The following is a 15,554-nucleotide window of genomic DNA, read 5'->3' on the forward strand; positions in this document are numbered from 1 at the left end:
GCTGACTAGCCCCCACGCGTCAGTACATCGGCCAGCGAAAGGGTGAACATGAACACCAACCAGAAGCCTGCGCCCAAGGCGAAGAAGCGAACCAGTGGGGAATGCGCACCAAGCTGGGCCAGTCCGAACAGCACCAGCAGCGCCTGCCCCGCCGCACAGATCAACGCGACCATCGCCCATTGTGGGAACTGGATGGCTATCGTGGCGCTGATCGCCAGTAGCGCCAGCAGCCCGGCATAGATCAGCACCAGCTTGCCCGCCTTCATGCTGCCCTCCCGACCAGATACAGCGACGGATACAGAAAAATCCAGATCACATCGACCATGTGCCAATACAGGCCGACCATTTCCAGCGTGATTGCGCGCTCCGGCAGCTTCATATGCGCGAAGTGAATGCGCCCAACCATGCCCAGCACGATCACCACCGCAAGCGTCAAGTGAACCGCATGCAGCGCGGTGGCGAAGAAATAGATGTTCATGAACAACCGCGCGGCGGGGTCCTTGAGCGGAGACTCGCGGCCTATGCCGGGCAGCAACCCTTCATGGTATTCCCAGCCGTATTCGAAGAACTTTACCGCCAGAAACGCCAGACCAAAGAATGCGCTGAGCAACAGAAACTGCTGCACCCGACGGTAGTTACCCAAGCGCGAAGCCTGCACCATCAGGCTCATGCACAGGCTGCCGCTGAGCAGCAGCGCGCTGTTGAAACCCGCCAGAATCGAGTGCAGATGATGCACCGCTTCACTGACTGCAGCCGGGTGCTGCAGTCGGTAGTAGTAGATGACCAGAAACAGCACGCCAAACATCATGATTTCAGTGGCGAGAAACAACCACATACCCAGAAAGCTCGCTTCGCGCTGCTGGGCGGCAGTCTGGTATGGCTCGGCCAAGTACCCGTCACGATCGGCCATGGGTTGCCTCAGGTGGGTAGTCGTACGCTTCGAAGTCGACGATCGGGGTCTCGAGAAAATTGTGCTTGGGCGGCGGCGACGAGGTGCGCCATTCAAGCCCGGCTGCGTCCCAGGGGTCGTCATCCGCCAGCGGCCCGTAGCGCAGCGACCAGAGCAGGTAACAGAACGGCATGACGTAACCCACCGCCAGAACCCCAGCCCCAGCGGACGACAGCACATGGAGGAACTGAAAATCCTCCGGATAACTGTGGTAACGCCGCGGCATCCCGAGATAGCCGAGCAGGAACTGCGGGAAAAACGTCAGGTTGAAGCCGCAGAAGATCATCACTGCCGCAATCTTTCCCCACAGCTGCGAGTACATCCGCCCGGTCATCTTCGGCCACCAGAAGTGCAGCGCGCCGAAGAACCCGGCCACCGCTGCACCGACCATGATGTAGTGGAAGTGCGCGACCACGAAGTAGGTGTCGTGCACATGGACATCCGCTGCCAGCAGCGCGAGGAAGAGCCCGGTAACGCCGCCGATCACAAACAGACCGATGAACGTCAGCGCATAAAGGAAGTGCGCGTCGATGGTTAGATTGCTTTTGTAGAGTGTAGCGGTCCAGTTGTAGACCTTGATGGCCGAGGGGATCGCCACCAGGAAGCTGAGCAGTGAAAAAACCATGCTGGCGTACATCGACTGCCCCGCCACGAACATGTGGTGGCCCCAGACCATGAAGCCGATCACCGCGATTGCCAGGCTGGAATAAGCGACGAACGAATAGCCGAAAATACGCTTATGCGCCGCGGCCGTGATCAGCTCGCTCATCACGCCCATCGCCGGCAGAATCATGATGTACACCGCCGGGTGGCTGTAAAACCAGAACAGGTGCTGAAACAGCAGCGGGTCGCCGCCCAGGTTGGGGTCGAACACGCCGATACCGAACAGGTACTCCGCAGCCACCAACAGCAAGGTGATTGCCAGCACCGGCGTGGCCAGCACCAAGATCACCGAGGTGGCATAGAGCGACCAGCAGAACAGCGGCATGCGGAACCAGGTCATGCCCGGCGCCCGAAGCGTATGAATGGTGACGATGATGTTCAGCCCCGTCAGGATCGACGAGAAGCCGACGATAAATACCCCAAGAATCACCGCCACCACATGCCCATTGCTGAACATCGTCGACAGCGGCGTGTAAAAGGTCCAGCCGGTATCTACTCCCCCGACCAGCAGTGCATACAGCGTGAAGAGGCCACCCCCCACCAACAGGTACCAGCTGAACAGGTTGAGCTTAGGGAAGGCCATGTCCTTGGCGCCGATCATGATCGGAATGAGGAAATTGCCGAAGACCGCCGGGATCGACGGAATCAGAAAGAACCACACCATGACCACACCGTGCAGGGTGAAGGTGCGGTTGTAGCCGTCGGGACTCAACAGGTCGCCTTCGGGTGTCACCAGCTCGATGCGCACCAGAGCGGCAGCCAGGCTACCGAGAAAGAAGAACGCCGTGACACCGATCAGGTAGAGGATCGCGATGCGCTTGTGGTCCGTCGTCAGCAGCCAGGTGCGTAGCCCGTGCTCGTCGGCTAGGTAACTGGGCGTACGGTCGGCGGCCGGGTTCTTCTGGCTCAAGGTATCGTCTCCTCTGGCGTCGGGCTGCGCGGGCTGTCGGCATGCGGTTCGCCCTGCCCGCCTTCGCCAACCTTACCCAGCGACTTGATGTAGGCGGTCAGGCGCAGCACGCCTTCCTCATCGATCACATTGGCGAAGCTCGGCATGATCGACTCGTAGCCGGCTACGATCTGCTTGTGCGGCAGCAGGATGCTGTCGCGGATATAGGCCTGATCGGCCACGACAAAACTGCCGTCTTTCAATGCCACCCGACGGCCATAGAGTCCCTCGAGTTTCGGCGCTTTGGCCACGGCGGCCGGGCCATGACAACCACTGCAACCGAACTGGCGAAACAGCACCTCGCCCTGTTCCGCCAGGGACTCGCTAGCACCAGCCTGTGACAGCCAGCGCTCGTATTCCTGTGGCGGCTGTACGAACAGCGTGGCGAGCATCTTCGAATGGTCGGTGCCGCAGTATTCGGCACAGAACACCTCGTAGCGCCCGGCTTCGGTGGCGTTGAACCAGAGTTCGGTATAGCGCCCTGGCAACAGATCCTGCTTGATGCGCAGGGCCGGGAAATAGAGGCTGTGAATGACGTCTTGAGAGATCATGTTCAGCCGTACCGGGCGACCTACCGGCACGTGCAAGGTGTTGATCTCGCGCTGGCCGCCCGGATGCTGGAATTTCCACATCCATTGCTTGGCAACGACCTGAATTTCCATCGCATCTACCGGCGGCGTGCGCACCTCGTAGTAGAGCTTCGCCGAGACCAGGTAGATGATCATCGAGCCGATGAAAGGCAGCACGATCCAGGTCATTTCGACCTTCATGCTGCCGCGCGGCCGGTGATCGCGAGGCACTTTAGTGCCCTTTCGATAACGTATTGCGAACAGAATCGTGAGCACGAACACCGGGACGACGAAGATCGTCATCATTCCGGTGAACGACCAGATCAGCCAGTCGATGCTGCTCGCGTGCTCGGAGGCGGTTTGCGGCCACAGGCGCAAAAAGTCATCGTTCATCGCCGCCCTCCCGCTTGCGTCGCTCGCGCCACAGCGACAGCCCGATGAAACCCAGCAGTGCCAACGCCGTGCCGGTGCCGCCCACCTGCAGCGCACCGATGACCCAATTGTCGTAACCGCCGGTCCGCGGGTTGTAGTGGTAACAGAGCAGCAGTAACTGATCGCTGAAATCGCCGACCCGTCCTTCGCCGGCATCGGTCAAGGCCAGACGCAGATCGCTGGGTTGATAACCGAGCCCGTACAGCCACTGCACCAGCTTGCCAGACGGGCTCAGCGTGGCGATGGCCGAGGCATGCGCGTATTCCTGAATCCCGGCATCCCAGCGGTAACGAAAACCCAGCGCATCGCTGACCCGGCGACTCGCCGATTCAGGCCCCGTGAGCAGATGCACGGCATGCGAACCGGCCAGCGCTGGCCAGCGTCGGACCAACTTGTCTCGCTCGGCTCGGGCATCGGCTGGTGTCTCGTGCGGATTGAAGCTATAGGCGATCACCACATAATCCTTACCGAGTTCGAAGGGTACCGAGCCGAGCAGGTTGAACAGGCTCGCCAACTGCGACCCGCACACATTTGGGCAGCGGAAATACACCGGCACCAGCACCGCTGGCCGGCCATCGAGCAGTTCAGCAAGGGTGACCGACTCGCCACTATCGTCAGTGAAACGCGCATCCAGCGGCACCTGTGCACCAGGCCGCGAATCGATGCCGGCGGCGACGAAAGGATCGAACGGCTCGGCGGCGCGCACCGCGGCTGCCAGCACAAACGACAAGGTCGCGGCGAGGATCAGCAGCAGGCGACTCATCGGGGTTCCGCCCTTAGTTTGGCCTGTTGCAGGCGCACAGCCTGTTCACCGCTGGCCTCAACCGGCGCCGGCCAACCGCGTTCGAGCAACAGGACACGAGCCCGCTGGAGCGGAATGCGCGCGACGCCAGCCTCACGGTCGACCCATGCATAGCGGCTCAGGCGCTGCTGGGCCTCAAGGATCACCTCTGGGCCATTGCCTAGTGCTTGGGTTTCCAGCCGTGGCTCCGGCGGAATGATCCTGTCGCGTTCTAGCCCCGACACCGGCGGTTCGGGTGTCGTGTGGTAATAGCTGAGCAACAAGCCAACAGCAGCCAGCGATACCGCCAGGGCGATAACCAGGCCGAAGCCAATCATCAGCAATACCCTGACCTTGGCGTCGTGGTGCTCGAAGCCGTCTTCCTTCGAGCGCGGATCGACCGGCACGCTCATGCGGACCTCCTGGGCAAGATCAGCAGCGTCATCATCCCGGCGCCCGCAGCCGCCGCGGCGAACAGCGCCATCGTGCTCGCCAGCCCACTCAAGCCTGACAAGCTGGCCATGCTCAGCCAGGCGCCTTCAGCCAGGCCCAGCAGCAGTGTGCTGCCAGCCAGTATCGCCAGCGGTACCGGACGCCCTGAGAGCGGCCACCAGGTCGCGATGAAGACCAGGCTCTGCAGCGCCACCAGCCAGGTTAGCAACGGCCAATCGCGGGCACGAATCTCATACCAGCGAACCTCCTCGGGCAGGTTGCCGTACCAAACGATCAGGTACTGCATGAAGTGCAAATAGATCCAGGCCAGCGCCGCAGCCGACAGCAAGCCACGCAGCACACCCGGGCGGGAGGCGCCAGCAAACAGGCTGAACAGAATGCAGGCAGCGATCCCGGACAGCATCAGCCGGCCCAGCCACAGCAGTCCGAAGATGCTGGACGCGAAGTGCGGCTCCATTGATTGAGCCCAGTCAAAGGCCGCCAGCGACACACTCAACACCACGGCGATCAGCCCCAACCCGGCCCCTGCAGGGTTGCGCAGCGTCGTCGGCAACAGCCAGCGCGCCAGCGCGCACCACAGGCCCACATAAAGCAGCCCACGTATGACGAAACTGGGCCACCAGAGCCAAAACCCGCGAAAGCCGTCGCTGTACTGGTGCACCCACTCATAAATCAGCCCGGCGCCAAGCAGCCCCGGCAACACCAGCACCAGCAGCGCAGGCATGGCCCGGCTGGCGACCAGCGTCCAGGGCCAAAGCTGATCGCGAACGCTGCCGCTGACCGGCGCCAAGGCGAGGCCCAATGTCAGCGTCCCGAGCGGAATCCCCGCCAACCCCAACAGGCTTGCCACACAAGCGGCCAGGGTGTCGCGCGGCGCGAACAGCAGCCCGATGCCAAGGCCGACGCCGCCGATGGCCAACGCCGCCCAGGCGATGGTGCGTGGGCTCACGGATTTAACGGCGCTCATGGCAAAGCCTCCAACGCACGACGATCAGGCTCAGGGAGCTGGTTGACCTCGGCCGTGCGCGCCAACTGCAAGGCGCGTATGTGCGCAACGATTGCCCAGCGATCTGCCGGCCTTACCCGCGCGGCGTAGCTGTACATCACGCCGTAGCCATCGGCGATGACCTGGAGGAAATGGCGATCAGGTGCCTGCACCAGACGCGGCTTGGCAAAGTCCGGGGGTTGCGGGAAGCCACGCTTGACCACCGTTCCCAGACCATCACCGGCCAAACCGTGACAAGGCACGCAGTTGATGCGGTAGCGCTCTTCTCCGCGCGCCAGCAGTTCTTCGGTCAACTGCGGACGCTCGGCCAGAACCGCCTCCCATGACAGCTCGCCACGGGCTACCGTGCCTAACGGTGGCGCCTGGTTGACCTTGCCGTCCGGAAAAAACAGGCTGGACTCCTGGGCGTCGGCACGCGGCTGTTGTGCCATCTGATCGCAGCCGCTGAGCAGCACGATAAAGACGATCAGCCAACGCATCAGGCAGGCACCTTGCTGACCGACACGGCCCGCTCCGCGAGCCATATCGCGGTTTCCGTCTCGCTGAATAGCGGGTCGTCTGCGCGAATACAGAGTAGAAAGCGGTCGTCCGTGGCGCGCTGAAACGCCTCGGTTTCGAACAGCGGGTGATGCAGCAGCGGCAGCCGGCAAAGGAACAACAGGCCGAACAGCGCACCCAGCGCGCCACCGGTGATAGTCATCAGGAACGTGATGACAGCGAAGCCCTGCAAGGCGATCAGAGGCCGGCCGCCAATATCCAGCGGGTAGCTCAGATTGGCGTATATCTGCATGCCCAATCCCAAACCGCCACCGATCAGTGCACCAAGGATGCCTACCCAGTAGGCGCGGTTGCTGCGCTGGCCGAGCACCGGTTCCAACTCTGGCAGCATGAACGGGCTGTAGGCCTCCATCCGCGTGTAGCCTGCCTCTCGCGCGGCGCGAGCTGCCTCGATCAGCGGCTCAGGATGGGTGAAATCGGCCAGAAATCCGTAACAGCGCTCAGTCATCGGCCCCTCCCCGATAGCGGTGCAAGGACTCTTTGACTTCGAAGGTGGACACCATCGGCAGCAGGCGCATGAACAGGCTGAACGGCACGAGGAACAGCCCGAAGGTACCGATGAACAACGACCAATCCCAGAACGTCGGGCTGTAGCCCTGCCAAGTGGCCGTCAGGTAATCGCGGGTGGCCGGCACGACGATCAGCATCCAGCGCTCGCACCACATGCCGATCAGGACGCCGACCGCAATCGCCAACAAGGCCTTGCCGTTGCGTCGCACCTGCGGCCACCAGAGCGCTTGCAGGCAGATCAGGTTGAAGAAGATCGCTGTCCACCAGCTCCAGGCCATCGGCCCGCTCAGGCGCGCCATGGTCACAGTGATCTCGTGTTCCTTGCCCGAATAGAAGGCAATGAAGATGTCCGCAAAATAGCCATAGGCGGTCATCCAGCCGCTGGCGAGCAGCAGGATGCCGAGCACATCCAGATGCTTGACGGTAATCAGCAACTGCCAGCCGAAGAATCGGCGCAGCCCCAGCGCGATGACGATCACCAGCGCAAAACCGGAAAAGATCGCGCCGGCGACGAAGTACGGCGGGAACACCGTCGAGTGCCAGCCGGTTTCCGGCGACAGATCGAGCAGAAACGAATAACCGCTGGATACCGCAAACACCAGCGGAATGGCCTGCAGCGCAATGAATCGGTAGGCCCGCCGCCAATGTGCCCAGTGCGAAGAAGCGCCCCGCCAGCCAAGCGCCAGCAGACCGTAGAAGATCTTGTAGCGCCGCTTGCGGGCGTGATCGCGGGCCGAGGCGAAGTCCGGAATCGCGCCGATGTAGATGAATATCAGCGAGACGAACAGGTAGCCAAGCACGGCAAAGAAGTCCCACGACGTCGGGCTCTTGAACTGCGGCCACAGCTCCATGGTGTTGGGGTACGGAGCGCTCCAATAGAACAGCCAGGGACGGCCCAGATGCAGGATCGGGTAGATGCCCGCGCACACCACCGCCAGCAGCGTCATCAACTCGGCCATGCGGTTGAGCGAGTTGCGCCACGGCCGGTTGAGCAGCAACAACATGGCCGAAATGAAGGTACCGGCATGCCCGATGCCCAGCCACCACATGTAGTTGAGGATCGGAAAGCCCCAATTGACCAGGTTGTTGTTGCCATAGACGCCGACGCCCTTCCAGACCACCACGACCACCGAGGCCACGAACAGCCCCAGCAGCGAACATCCGAAGATGAACAGCGCCCACCAGGCACGGCGATACGGGGCGAAGTCGACCGGAACGGTGAGTACTCGGTCCGAGACCTCGCCGAGCGGCATCTGCCTCGGCAAGAAGTGCGGTGTATCGGCGCCCTGATAGCGCGGTTCGGCGTCGGCGGGGCTCATGGCTCGCCCTCGACGATCTTCGGCAATTCAACCACGCCCAGGTAGGTGGTCTTGGGTCGCGTGCCAAGCTCCTCCAGCAGCCCATAGTGGCGCTTGGTATCGCGCCCTTCTCGGACCCGCGCCCCGGGATCGGACAGATCGCCGAAGACGATCGCCTGGGTCGGGCAACTCTGCTGGCAAGCGGTCTGTACCTCGCCGTCGGCGACCGGACGGTCCTCGATCCGCGCAGCGATGCGCGCCTCGCTGATGCGCTGGACGCAGTAGGTGCACTTCTCCATCACACCGCGCGAGCGCACCGTGACGTTGGGGTTGCGCTGATGCTGGATCGAGGGCTCATCGTCGCCAGTCCAGTCGAACCAGTTGAAACGGCGCACCTTGTAAGGGCAATACGACGCGCAAGTGCGGGTGCCGATGCAGCGATTGTAGATCTGTTCGTTGAGCCCATCCGGCCCGTGCACCGTAGCGTTGACCGGGCAACCGACCTCGCAGGGTGCCTGCTCGCAGTGCATGCAGGGCACCGGCTGGAATGCCGATGACTCGGGTTCGGCTGGATCGCCCTTGTAATAGTGATCGACCCGCAGCCAATGCATGTTGCGGCCCATAGTGACCTGTTCCTTGCCGACCACCGGAATGTTGTTCTCGGCTTGGCAGGCGACGATGCAGGCGTTGCAGCCAATGCACTGATCGAGGTCGATGGTCATGCCCCACACCGGCTCGCTAGGCGGGGTCGGCGGGTAGAGGGTTTTCGCTTGCTCAAAGAGGTAAAGCGGCTCTGTCGGCACCTTGCGGTAAGCCTCATCACGCGGCTCGCTCTTGATGGCTTCCTTCCCATGCGGGATGTGATGCGACTGGGTGGTGGCCAGCGGCAGAAATTCCCCGGTTTTCTCCAGGCTTGCGCCGCGACGCAGCCAGGGATCGCCGGCCGTGCGCAACGGGGCGATGTCATAGCCCAGACGGTCGGCGACACGCCCGGCGCGGGTGCGGCCATAACCGGCGTAAAGACTGAGCGTGCGTTCGGCGTGGCCGGGCATGATCCAGGCCGGCCCAATCACCACGTGGCGACCGAGCGTGACCCGGACCAGATCACCATTCGACAGCCCGTGCTCTTCGGCCAGCTTTGGCGCCACGCCAATGACGTTGTCCCAGGTGAGCTTGGTGATCGGCTTGGGCAGTTCCTGTAACCAGCCGAGGTTCGCCAGCCGTCCGTCCCACACACTGGGGTCCGGCAGAAAGCGCAGGGTCAGCCCCTCGTCTGAGGCCGGCTCGGCGTCCCAGGTGGCGGGAGCTGCCTCGATGGCCAGCGGAGGTAGCGCGGTATTTTCGATAAAGCCACGCTCCAGCGCCTGTCGCCAGGCGCTCTCGTCGAGCGACTGCCAGGTTTTGCGTAGTTCAGCGCGTCCATCGGGGTTGAGATCGCCCTGCATCAGCGCCAGCACCTCGGACAAGGTGCGGCTGCTATAGAACGTGCGCACCAGTGGCTGACCGAGGCAGACGCTACCATCGGCGGCGCGCGCGTCTTGCCAGCCATCGAGGTCGTGGGTCAGTGGCAGATGCCAGTGGCAGTAAGCCGCCGTTTCGTCGTAGTAGAGCCCGGCATGAATGCGCAGCGGAACCTCATCCAGCACCTTTTCCAGCTCGAGATCTGCCGGAGCGGTGTCGACGGGGTTGCATTCGAGCATCAGCAAGGCCTCGACTTGGTCGCCGCGAATCGCCTCGACCAATCCCGGCAGGTCGCCCAGACGTTGATTACCCGCCTCGAGCCAGACCACCGGCTCGCTGTACGTCAGCGTCTTGCCGACGTTGCCCAGCCGCTGGTTGAGCCGGTGAACAGCCGCCTGCACTGCCACTGGCGCGCGTTCGCCAGCGGTAATCAGACAGCGCCCGGCGCGGGCTTTGAGCTCGTTCGCCACGGCCTCGATCCAGCGCTGACGTTCGACCGGCAGCGGCTGGGCCGGTCCGTCGCCCTCGCCCAGCGCGGCTGACAACGCCTGCACGTATGCTTGCAGCGTCTCCGGCTCGATGCGTTTGCGCTCGCTGGCCTTGGCACCGGTGAGCGTCGGCACCGATTCGACGACGAGCAGACGAGCTTCGCCTTCGCCCTTCGCCGCTAGCCGCTTGCGCTCGCCCCAGCGGACCGCGTGCGGCAGCTCGCGAGGTCCGAGGCCGAGCCAATCGTGTTCGAAACTCAACACCCATTCGGCCGCGTCGAAGCGATAGTGCGTCTCGAGGGCACGGCCGAAGGTGCGCTCTGCGGTTCGATAATGGTCGCCCTCGAAGGGTTCGTGTCGATACAGCCTCGCCTCGGGCCAACGCTGCAGCATTTCGCTGAACTGGCGCTGCAATGTCGGTGAGCTGGTGGCACCGATAAGCACGTGCAGGCCGCGACCAGCCTTCCCGTCGAGCCGTTCGGCCAGGCGGCTGGCTTCGAGCTGAAAGCTGTCCCAGGTCGCAGGGACCCCTTTGAAGCGCGGCGCTTGTGAGCGATCAGGGTCATATAGTTGCAGGATGGCCGCCTGGATAGTGGCCGTGCTGGCACCGCGACTGACCGGATGGTCGGGATTGCCTTCGAGTTTGGTCGGCCGGCCTACATGCGTGCGGCCAAGCACAGGCTGGGCATAGCCGGCGAAGGTCACGGTAGTGGCATACCACTGCGCTTCGCCGGGAATGATTTTTTCCGGCTGAAGCACATAAGGCACGCCCTTCTCTGGCTCGCTGCAGCCGGCCAGCCCCGCCATTGCCATCGAGGCACCCATCACCTGCAGAAAGCGCCGACGGTCCATCTGCGGGGCAATCGATGGAAACTCGGCCTCGACGAATGCGGCAAATGCCGGTTCGTCGGCCAGTTGTTCAAGACTGCGCCAGTACCCGGCCCCGCGCTCGCCTTCCAGACGCTCGCGTATCGCTGTCCAGTCGAGGGGCGCAGGGTGTTGTGGGTCGGTTTCGTCTCGAATATGCATGGCCTACCTATGGCATGTGTAGCAATGGGTCAGGTTGCCTTCGCCGATGTGATACTTGCGCATCAGCGCCTCGCCCAGCTCCCGGCGGTCGCCCTTGTATTGCCAGCTCATGTCAGTTACCGCTTCGCGTGGGCGCAGGCGCGGCGCAGGGTCCTGATGACAATCGAGACACCAACTCATGGTGAATGGCTCCGCCTTGTACATCAGCGGCATGCGGTCGACCGGCCCGTGGCATTCGGCACACCCCACGCCCGCGTTGACGTGCACCCCGTGGTGGAAGAACACGTAATCAGGCAGCTCGGTCACGCGATTCCAGCGCAACGGCTCGCCCTGCACCAGGCTCTGACGAACCGGTGCGAGCATTTCCGCGCCGGTCCATATCTGTGAATGGCAGCTCATGCAGGTGTGGGTTGGCGGCAGACCCGCCACCGGGCTGGTCTCAACATTGTCATGGCAGTAGCGACAGTCGATCTGCAGCGCACCCGCGTGATGCTCATGGCTGAAAGGCACTGGCTGATGGACCGTCCACCCCTGATCGGTGACGTAGGACGAGCGCGAGAGGATGACGAACGCGGCGAACACCCCGACAAGCCCTAATGACAAAAGGAGCAATGCCAGACGTAACCACATGTCGGCGGTGCGGGGGAAAAGCTGGGCCATGCGGTAAGACGCGTCCTGACTGAGCCGTTTGTGACTGTATGTTTCTGGCCGCTCATAGCCGGATGAGTTCAATCGAAACGGCAAAGCCATCGGTGCGGGCCAGGAGTCCACACGAATCGGAAGGGAACGTTTGCGCAAGACGATCAGTCAGCTATGGACAATCATTTCTGGACCCACCCTTTGACTTTGCACCAGAGGGCAGGCGTTCGGCAGGAGTCGCCGGGCCGTGCCGGCGCCAGGCCAGGATGCCATCCGCACCGATCCGACTACAAAAACGGAGGCCTGATGAGCAACTGCACGATCCACTTCGACGGCAAGCCACTGAACGGCGATGCCGACACCCCGTTGATTGATTTCCTGGCGAACCATGACATCGATCTACCCCACGTCTGCTATCACCGTGCTCTCGGCTCGCCGCAGACCTGTGATGTCTGCTGGGTGCAGGTCGATGGTGAGCTGGTGCGGGGCTGCACGCTAAAGGCGCACGACGGGCTGGAGGTCACCAGTCAGGTCGCCGAAGCCAAGGCGGCGCGCGAAGAAGGCATGGATCGGCTGGTCGCCAAGCACGAGCTGTATTGCACGCTGTGCGAGCACAACACCGGCGACTGCACGCTGCACAACACCTATGCGCAAATGGATATCCCAATCCAGCGCTACGAATTCAAGCGCAAGCCTTATGAGAAGGACCACTCCAACCCCTTCTACACCTACGATCCGGATCAGTGCATCCTCTGCGGCCGCTGTGTCGAGGCCTGCCAGAACGTCGAGGTCAACGAGACGTTGTCGATCGACTTCAACATGGAGCATCCGCGCGTGCTCTGGGATGGCGGCAAGCCGATCGACGATTCGAGCTGCGTAAGCTGCGGCCATTGCGTGACGGTCTGCCCATGTAACGCCCTGCTGGAAAAGACCATGCAGCCCGACGCCGGCCCGTTCACCGCGCTGCCGCAGGACGTCAAGCGGCCCATGATCGACATGGTCAAGAAGCTCGAAGAAACCATCGGCGCGCGGCCGATCACTGGCGTGTCGATGCTCGACATGCACTGGCGTCAGCCGGAGATCAAGCGCACTAAGACCGTGTGCACCTATTGCGGGGTCGGCTGCTCCTTCGAGATGTGGACTCGCGATCGGCATATTCTCAAGGTGCAGCCGGTGGTCGATGCGCCGGCCAACGGCATCTCCACCTGCATCAAGGGCAAGTTCGCCTGGGATTTCGTCAACGACCCGGAACGCCTGACCACCCCGCTGATCCGCGACAACGGCAAGTTCCGCGAGGCCAGCTGGGACGAAGCACTCGATCTAGTCGCCCAGCGCTTGCTGCAGATCCGCGATACCCATGGTCCGGACAGCATCGGCTTCATTGGCTCGAGCAAAGCCAGCAACGAAGAGGCCTACCTCACACAGAAAATCGCCCGCGCGATCATCGGCACCAACAGCGTCGACAACTCCTCGCGCTACTGCCAGAACCCGGCGACCAAGGGGCTGTTCCGCACCGTCGGCTATGGCGGCGATGCCGGCACCATCGCGGATATGGAAAAGGCCGAGCTGATCGTGATGGTCGGCAGCAACCTGTCCGAAAACCACCCGGTGATCGCCTCCAAGCTGAAGGCGCAGAAGAAGCACAGGGGCCAGAAGTGGGTGGTGTTCGATCCGCGCAAACACGAGATGGCCGAGCGCGCCGATATTCACCTGCGACCCAACGCCAGCACCGACATGGTCTGGGCTTCGGCGTTGTCGCGCTACATGTTCGAGCACGGCTATGCCGACACCGAATTCCTCAATGCGCGAGTCAATCAGATCGAGGAATACAAGCAGTCGCTCGAGCCCTTCACCATGGACTTTGCCGCCCAGGTCACCGGTATCGCGAAAGAGAAACTGATCGAGGCCGCCGAGCTGATCGGCCAGGCGAAGAGCGTCTGCCTGCTCTGGGCCATGGGCATCACCCAACACAGCCACGGCTCGGACACCAGTACGGCGCTGTCGAACCTCTTATTGGTCACCGGCAACTATGGCCGTCCCGGCACCGGCGGCTACCCGATGCGTGGCCATAACAACGTCCAGGGCGCCAGCGACTTCGGCTGCCTGAAGAACATGTACCCCGGTTACGAGAAGGTCACCGAGGAAAAGAACCGCGACAAGTGGGCCAAGGCCTGGGGCGTGCCGAAGGAAAAACTGTCGCTGGAAAAAGGCAACGACAACTTCACCATGGTCAAGGGTGCGGACGAAGGCTCGGTCAAGGCGATGTTCATCATTGGTGAGGAAACCGCGTTTTCCGACGCTGACAGCCGCAACGTGCACAGCGGCTTCGAGAGCCTCGACTTCATGGTGGTGCAGGACATCTTCATGAGCCGCACCGCCGAGTTCGCCGACGTGGTGCTGCCGGCCTCCCCCTCGGTGGAAAAGGACGGCACCTTCACCAATACCGAACGGCGCATCCAGCGCTTCTACCAGGTGCTACCGCCGCTCGGTGACAGCCGTCCGGACTGGCAGATTCTCACCGATCTGGCCAAGCGTATGGGCTACGACTGGGGCTATACCCACCCGAGCCAGATCATGAATGAGGTCGCCGGCATTGCCACCATGTTCCAGGGCATCAGCTATGAGCGCCTGGAAGGCTGGCAGTCGTTGTTCTGGCCCATGCAGACTGACGGCAGCACCACGCCGCTGCTCTATACCGAGCGCTTCCACACCGACGACGGCAAGGCCGTGCTCTTCCCGCTGGAATGGAAGCAGCCAGCCGAGGCGGCCGACAGCGAGTACGACATCATGCTCGACAACGGCCGCATGCTCGAGCAATTCCAGGGCACCAACCAGACCGGCCGCGGGCCACGCATCTGGTCCCAGGCGCCGAACTGGTTTGTCGAAGTCAGCCCCGAGCTAGCTGCCGAACGCGGCATCGAAGACGGCACTTGGGTGCGCGTGACCTCGCGCCGCGGCTCGGTGGAAGTTCGCGCCACCGTGACCGACCGGGTCGCCGGCAAGACGCTGTTCATGCCCATTCACCAGGGCAAGCCAGGCCTCAACCTGCTCACTGGCGAGCATCACGACCCTGACGTGAACACGCCGGCCTACAAGGAAACCGCGGTGAAGCTTGAGGTATTGCCGAAAAAAGGTGAGCCGCCGCTGCCGTCGAATAACTTCCGCAACGCCACCCGCACGCCGAACGATGGCGTGCCCGTAGAGGTGAAGTGGTACCGCGACGACTACGTCGCGCCGCCCGCCCGAGCCACGCACCCGGAGAGATTCTGATGGCCGAACGATTAGACTACGACGTCAAACCGACCCCGATTGGTCCCGATGCCAGGGAAGAGCTCGATACCCTCCTAGAAACCTTGCACCAGCGCGGCGTGCTGCGCTTTGCCAACGACCTGGCCGGTTCGCACGACCGCCTGCTGAAAGTCCTGGTGGACGGCATGAGCAAGGAAGGTTCGCTCAACGCCATACAGAACCTGTCTATTCTCGGCATGGCGCTGTCCCGCATCGAGCCGGCGCAGTTCTACAAGATTGTGTTTGCCTTCCAGTCCGCTTTCGGTGCCGTGAGCCGTTACAAGCCGGACGACAAGCACGACGAGGCGCCGGGTGTAACCGGCGCCTACAAAATGCTGCATGACGACGAGCTGTGGGCTGCGTTGATGCCCATCATCGAAGGCCTGAAGACCTTCGCCAGCGGTCTCGACAAGGAGGCGGAAAAGCCGATCACCGCCTTCAGCGGCAAGCAGACGGAGCAATGAGGCGAAGCGGTCTCGAC

14 protein-coding genes are annotated in these 15,554 nt (G+C 62.6%); 2 read left to right on the plus strand and 12 right to left on the minus strand.

Going from position 1 to position 15,554, the window contains the following annotated elements:
- Positions 1-5 precede the first annotated feature (5 nt).
- The 12 genes from ACQKEK_RS12370 to ACQKEK_RS12425 are packed head-to-tail and all read right to left on the minus strand — an operon-like array spanning position 6 to position 11,806.
- Positions 6-266, minus strand: coding sequence for a hypothetical protein (locus ACQKEK_RS12370; protein WP_499142858.1), 261 nt, complete (start codon positions 264-266; stop codon positions 6-8).
- Positions 263-910: a cytochrome c oxidase subunit 3 gene (locus ACQKEK_RS12375; protein WP_499142859.1), complete on the minus strand. Its 648-nt coding sequence runs from the start codon at positions 908-910 to the stop codon at positions 263-265. Before ACQKEK_RS12375 ends, ACQKEK_RS12370 begins: the two co-directional genes overlap by 4 nt.
- Positions 897-2,522: a cytochrome c oxidase subunit I gene (locus ACQKEK_RS12380; RefSeq protein WP_499142861.1), complete on the minus strand. Its 1,626-nt coding sequence runs from the start codon at positions 2,520-2,522 to the stop codon at positions 897-899. The genes ACQKEK_RS12375 and ACQKEK_RS12380 overlap by 14 nt, the downstream gene beginning before the upstream one ends.
- A complete protein-coding gene (gene coxB, locus ACQKEK_RS12385; RefSeq protein WP_499142863.1) occupies positions 2,519-3,523 on the minus strand; it encodes a cytochrome c oxidase subunit II in 1,005 nt (334 codons plus the stop codon). Before coxB ends, ACQKEK_RS12380 begins: the two co-directional genes overlap by 4 nt.
- Positions 3,513-4,325, minus strand: coding sequence for an SCO family protein (locus ACQKEK_RS12390; protein WP_499142865.1), 813 nt, complete (start codon positions 4,323-4,325; stop codon positions 3,513-3,515). Before ACQKEK_RS12390 ends, coxB begins: the two co-directional genes overlap by 11 nt.
- A complete protein-coding gene (locus tag ACQKEK_RS12395) occupies positions 4,322-4,756 on the minus strand; it encodes a hypothetical protein (protein WP_499142866.1) in 435 nt (144 codons plus the stop codon). The genes ACQKEK_RS12390 and ACQKEK_RS12395 overlap by 4 nt, the downstream gene beginning before the upstream one ends.
- Positions 4,753-5,763, minus strand: coding sequence for a hypothetical protein (locus ACQKEK_RS12400; protein WP_499142868.1), 1,011 nt, complete (start codon positions 5,761-5,763; stop codon positions 4,753-4,755). Before ACQKEK_RS12400 ends, ACQKEK_RS12395 begins: the two co-directional genes overlap by 4 nt.
- Positions 5,760-6,281 (minus strand): c-type cytochrome, encoded by a 522-nt coding sequence (locus tag ACQKEK_RS12405; protein ID WP_499142870.1) that lies wholly within the window; start codon positions 6,279-6,281, stop codon positions 5,760-5,762. Before ACQKEK_RS12405 ends, ACQKEK_RS12400 begins: the two co-directional genes overlap by 4 nt.
- A complete protein-coding gene (locus tag ACQKEK_RS12410) occupies positions 6,281-6,808 on the minus strand; it encodes a quinol:electron acceptor oxidoreductase subunit ActD (protein ID WP_499142872.1) in 528 nt (175 codons plus the stop codon). The genes ACQKEK_RS12405 and ACQKEK_RS12410 overlap by 1 nt, the downstream gene beginning before the upstream one ends.
- Positions 6,801-8,189 carry an NrfD/PsrC family molybdoenzyme membrane anchor subunit gene (gene nrfD / locus ACQKEK_RS12415; protein WP_499142874.1) on the minus strand — a complete coding sequence of 463 codons (1,389 nt, stop codon included), beginning with the start codon at positions 8,187-8,189 and terminating at the stop codon, positions 6,801-6,803. Before nrfD ends, ACQKEK_RS12410 begins: the two co-directional genes overlap by 8 nt.
- Positions 8,186-11,146, minus strand: coding sequence for a TAT-variant-translocated molybdopterin oxidoreductase (locus ACQKEK_RS12420; RefSeq protein WP_499142876.1), 2,961 nt, complete (start codon positions 11,144-11,146; stop codon positions 8,186-8,188). Before ACQKEK_RS12420 ends, nrfD begins: the two co-directional genes overlap by 4 nt.
- A 3-nt stretch (positions 11,147-11,149) precedes the next feature.
- On the minus strand, positions 11,150-11,806 hold the full coding sequence (locus ACQKEK_RS12425; protein ID WP_128121084.1) for a cytochrome c3 family protein: 657 nt from the start codon (positions 11,804-11,806) through the stop codon (positions 11,150-11,152).
- A 285-nt stretch (positions 11,807-12,091) separates the two neighbouring features.
- Between ACQKEK_RS12425 and fdhF the strand changes: the two genes are divergently transcribed.
- Positions 12,092-15,055, plus strand: a complete 2,964-nt coding sequence (fdhF, locus tag ACQKEK_RS12430; protein WP_499142878.1) for a formate dehydrogenase subunit alpha — start codon at positions 12,092-12,094, stop codon at positions 15,053-15,055.
- Complete coding sequence (locus ACQKEK_RS12435) at positions 15,055-15,537, plus strand: hypothetical protein (RefSeq protein ID WP_045427906.1); 483 nt, start codon at positions 15,055-15,057, stop codon at positions 15,535-15,537. The genes fdhF and ACQKEK_RS12435 overlap by 1 nt, the downstream gene beginning before the upstream one ends.
- Positions 15,538-15,554 lie beyond the last annotated feature (17 nt).

It is taken from the genome of Pseudomonas sp. NPDC077408, assembly GCF_050269105.1.
In the GTDB taxonomy this organism is placed as follows: Bacteria; Pseudomonadota; Gammaproteobacteria; order Pseudomonadales; family Pseudomonadaceae; genus Stutzerimonas.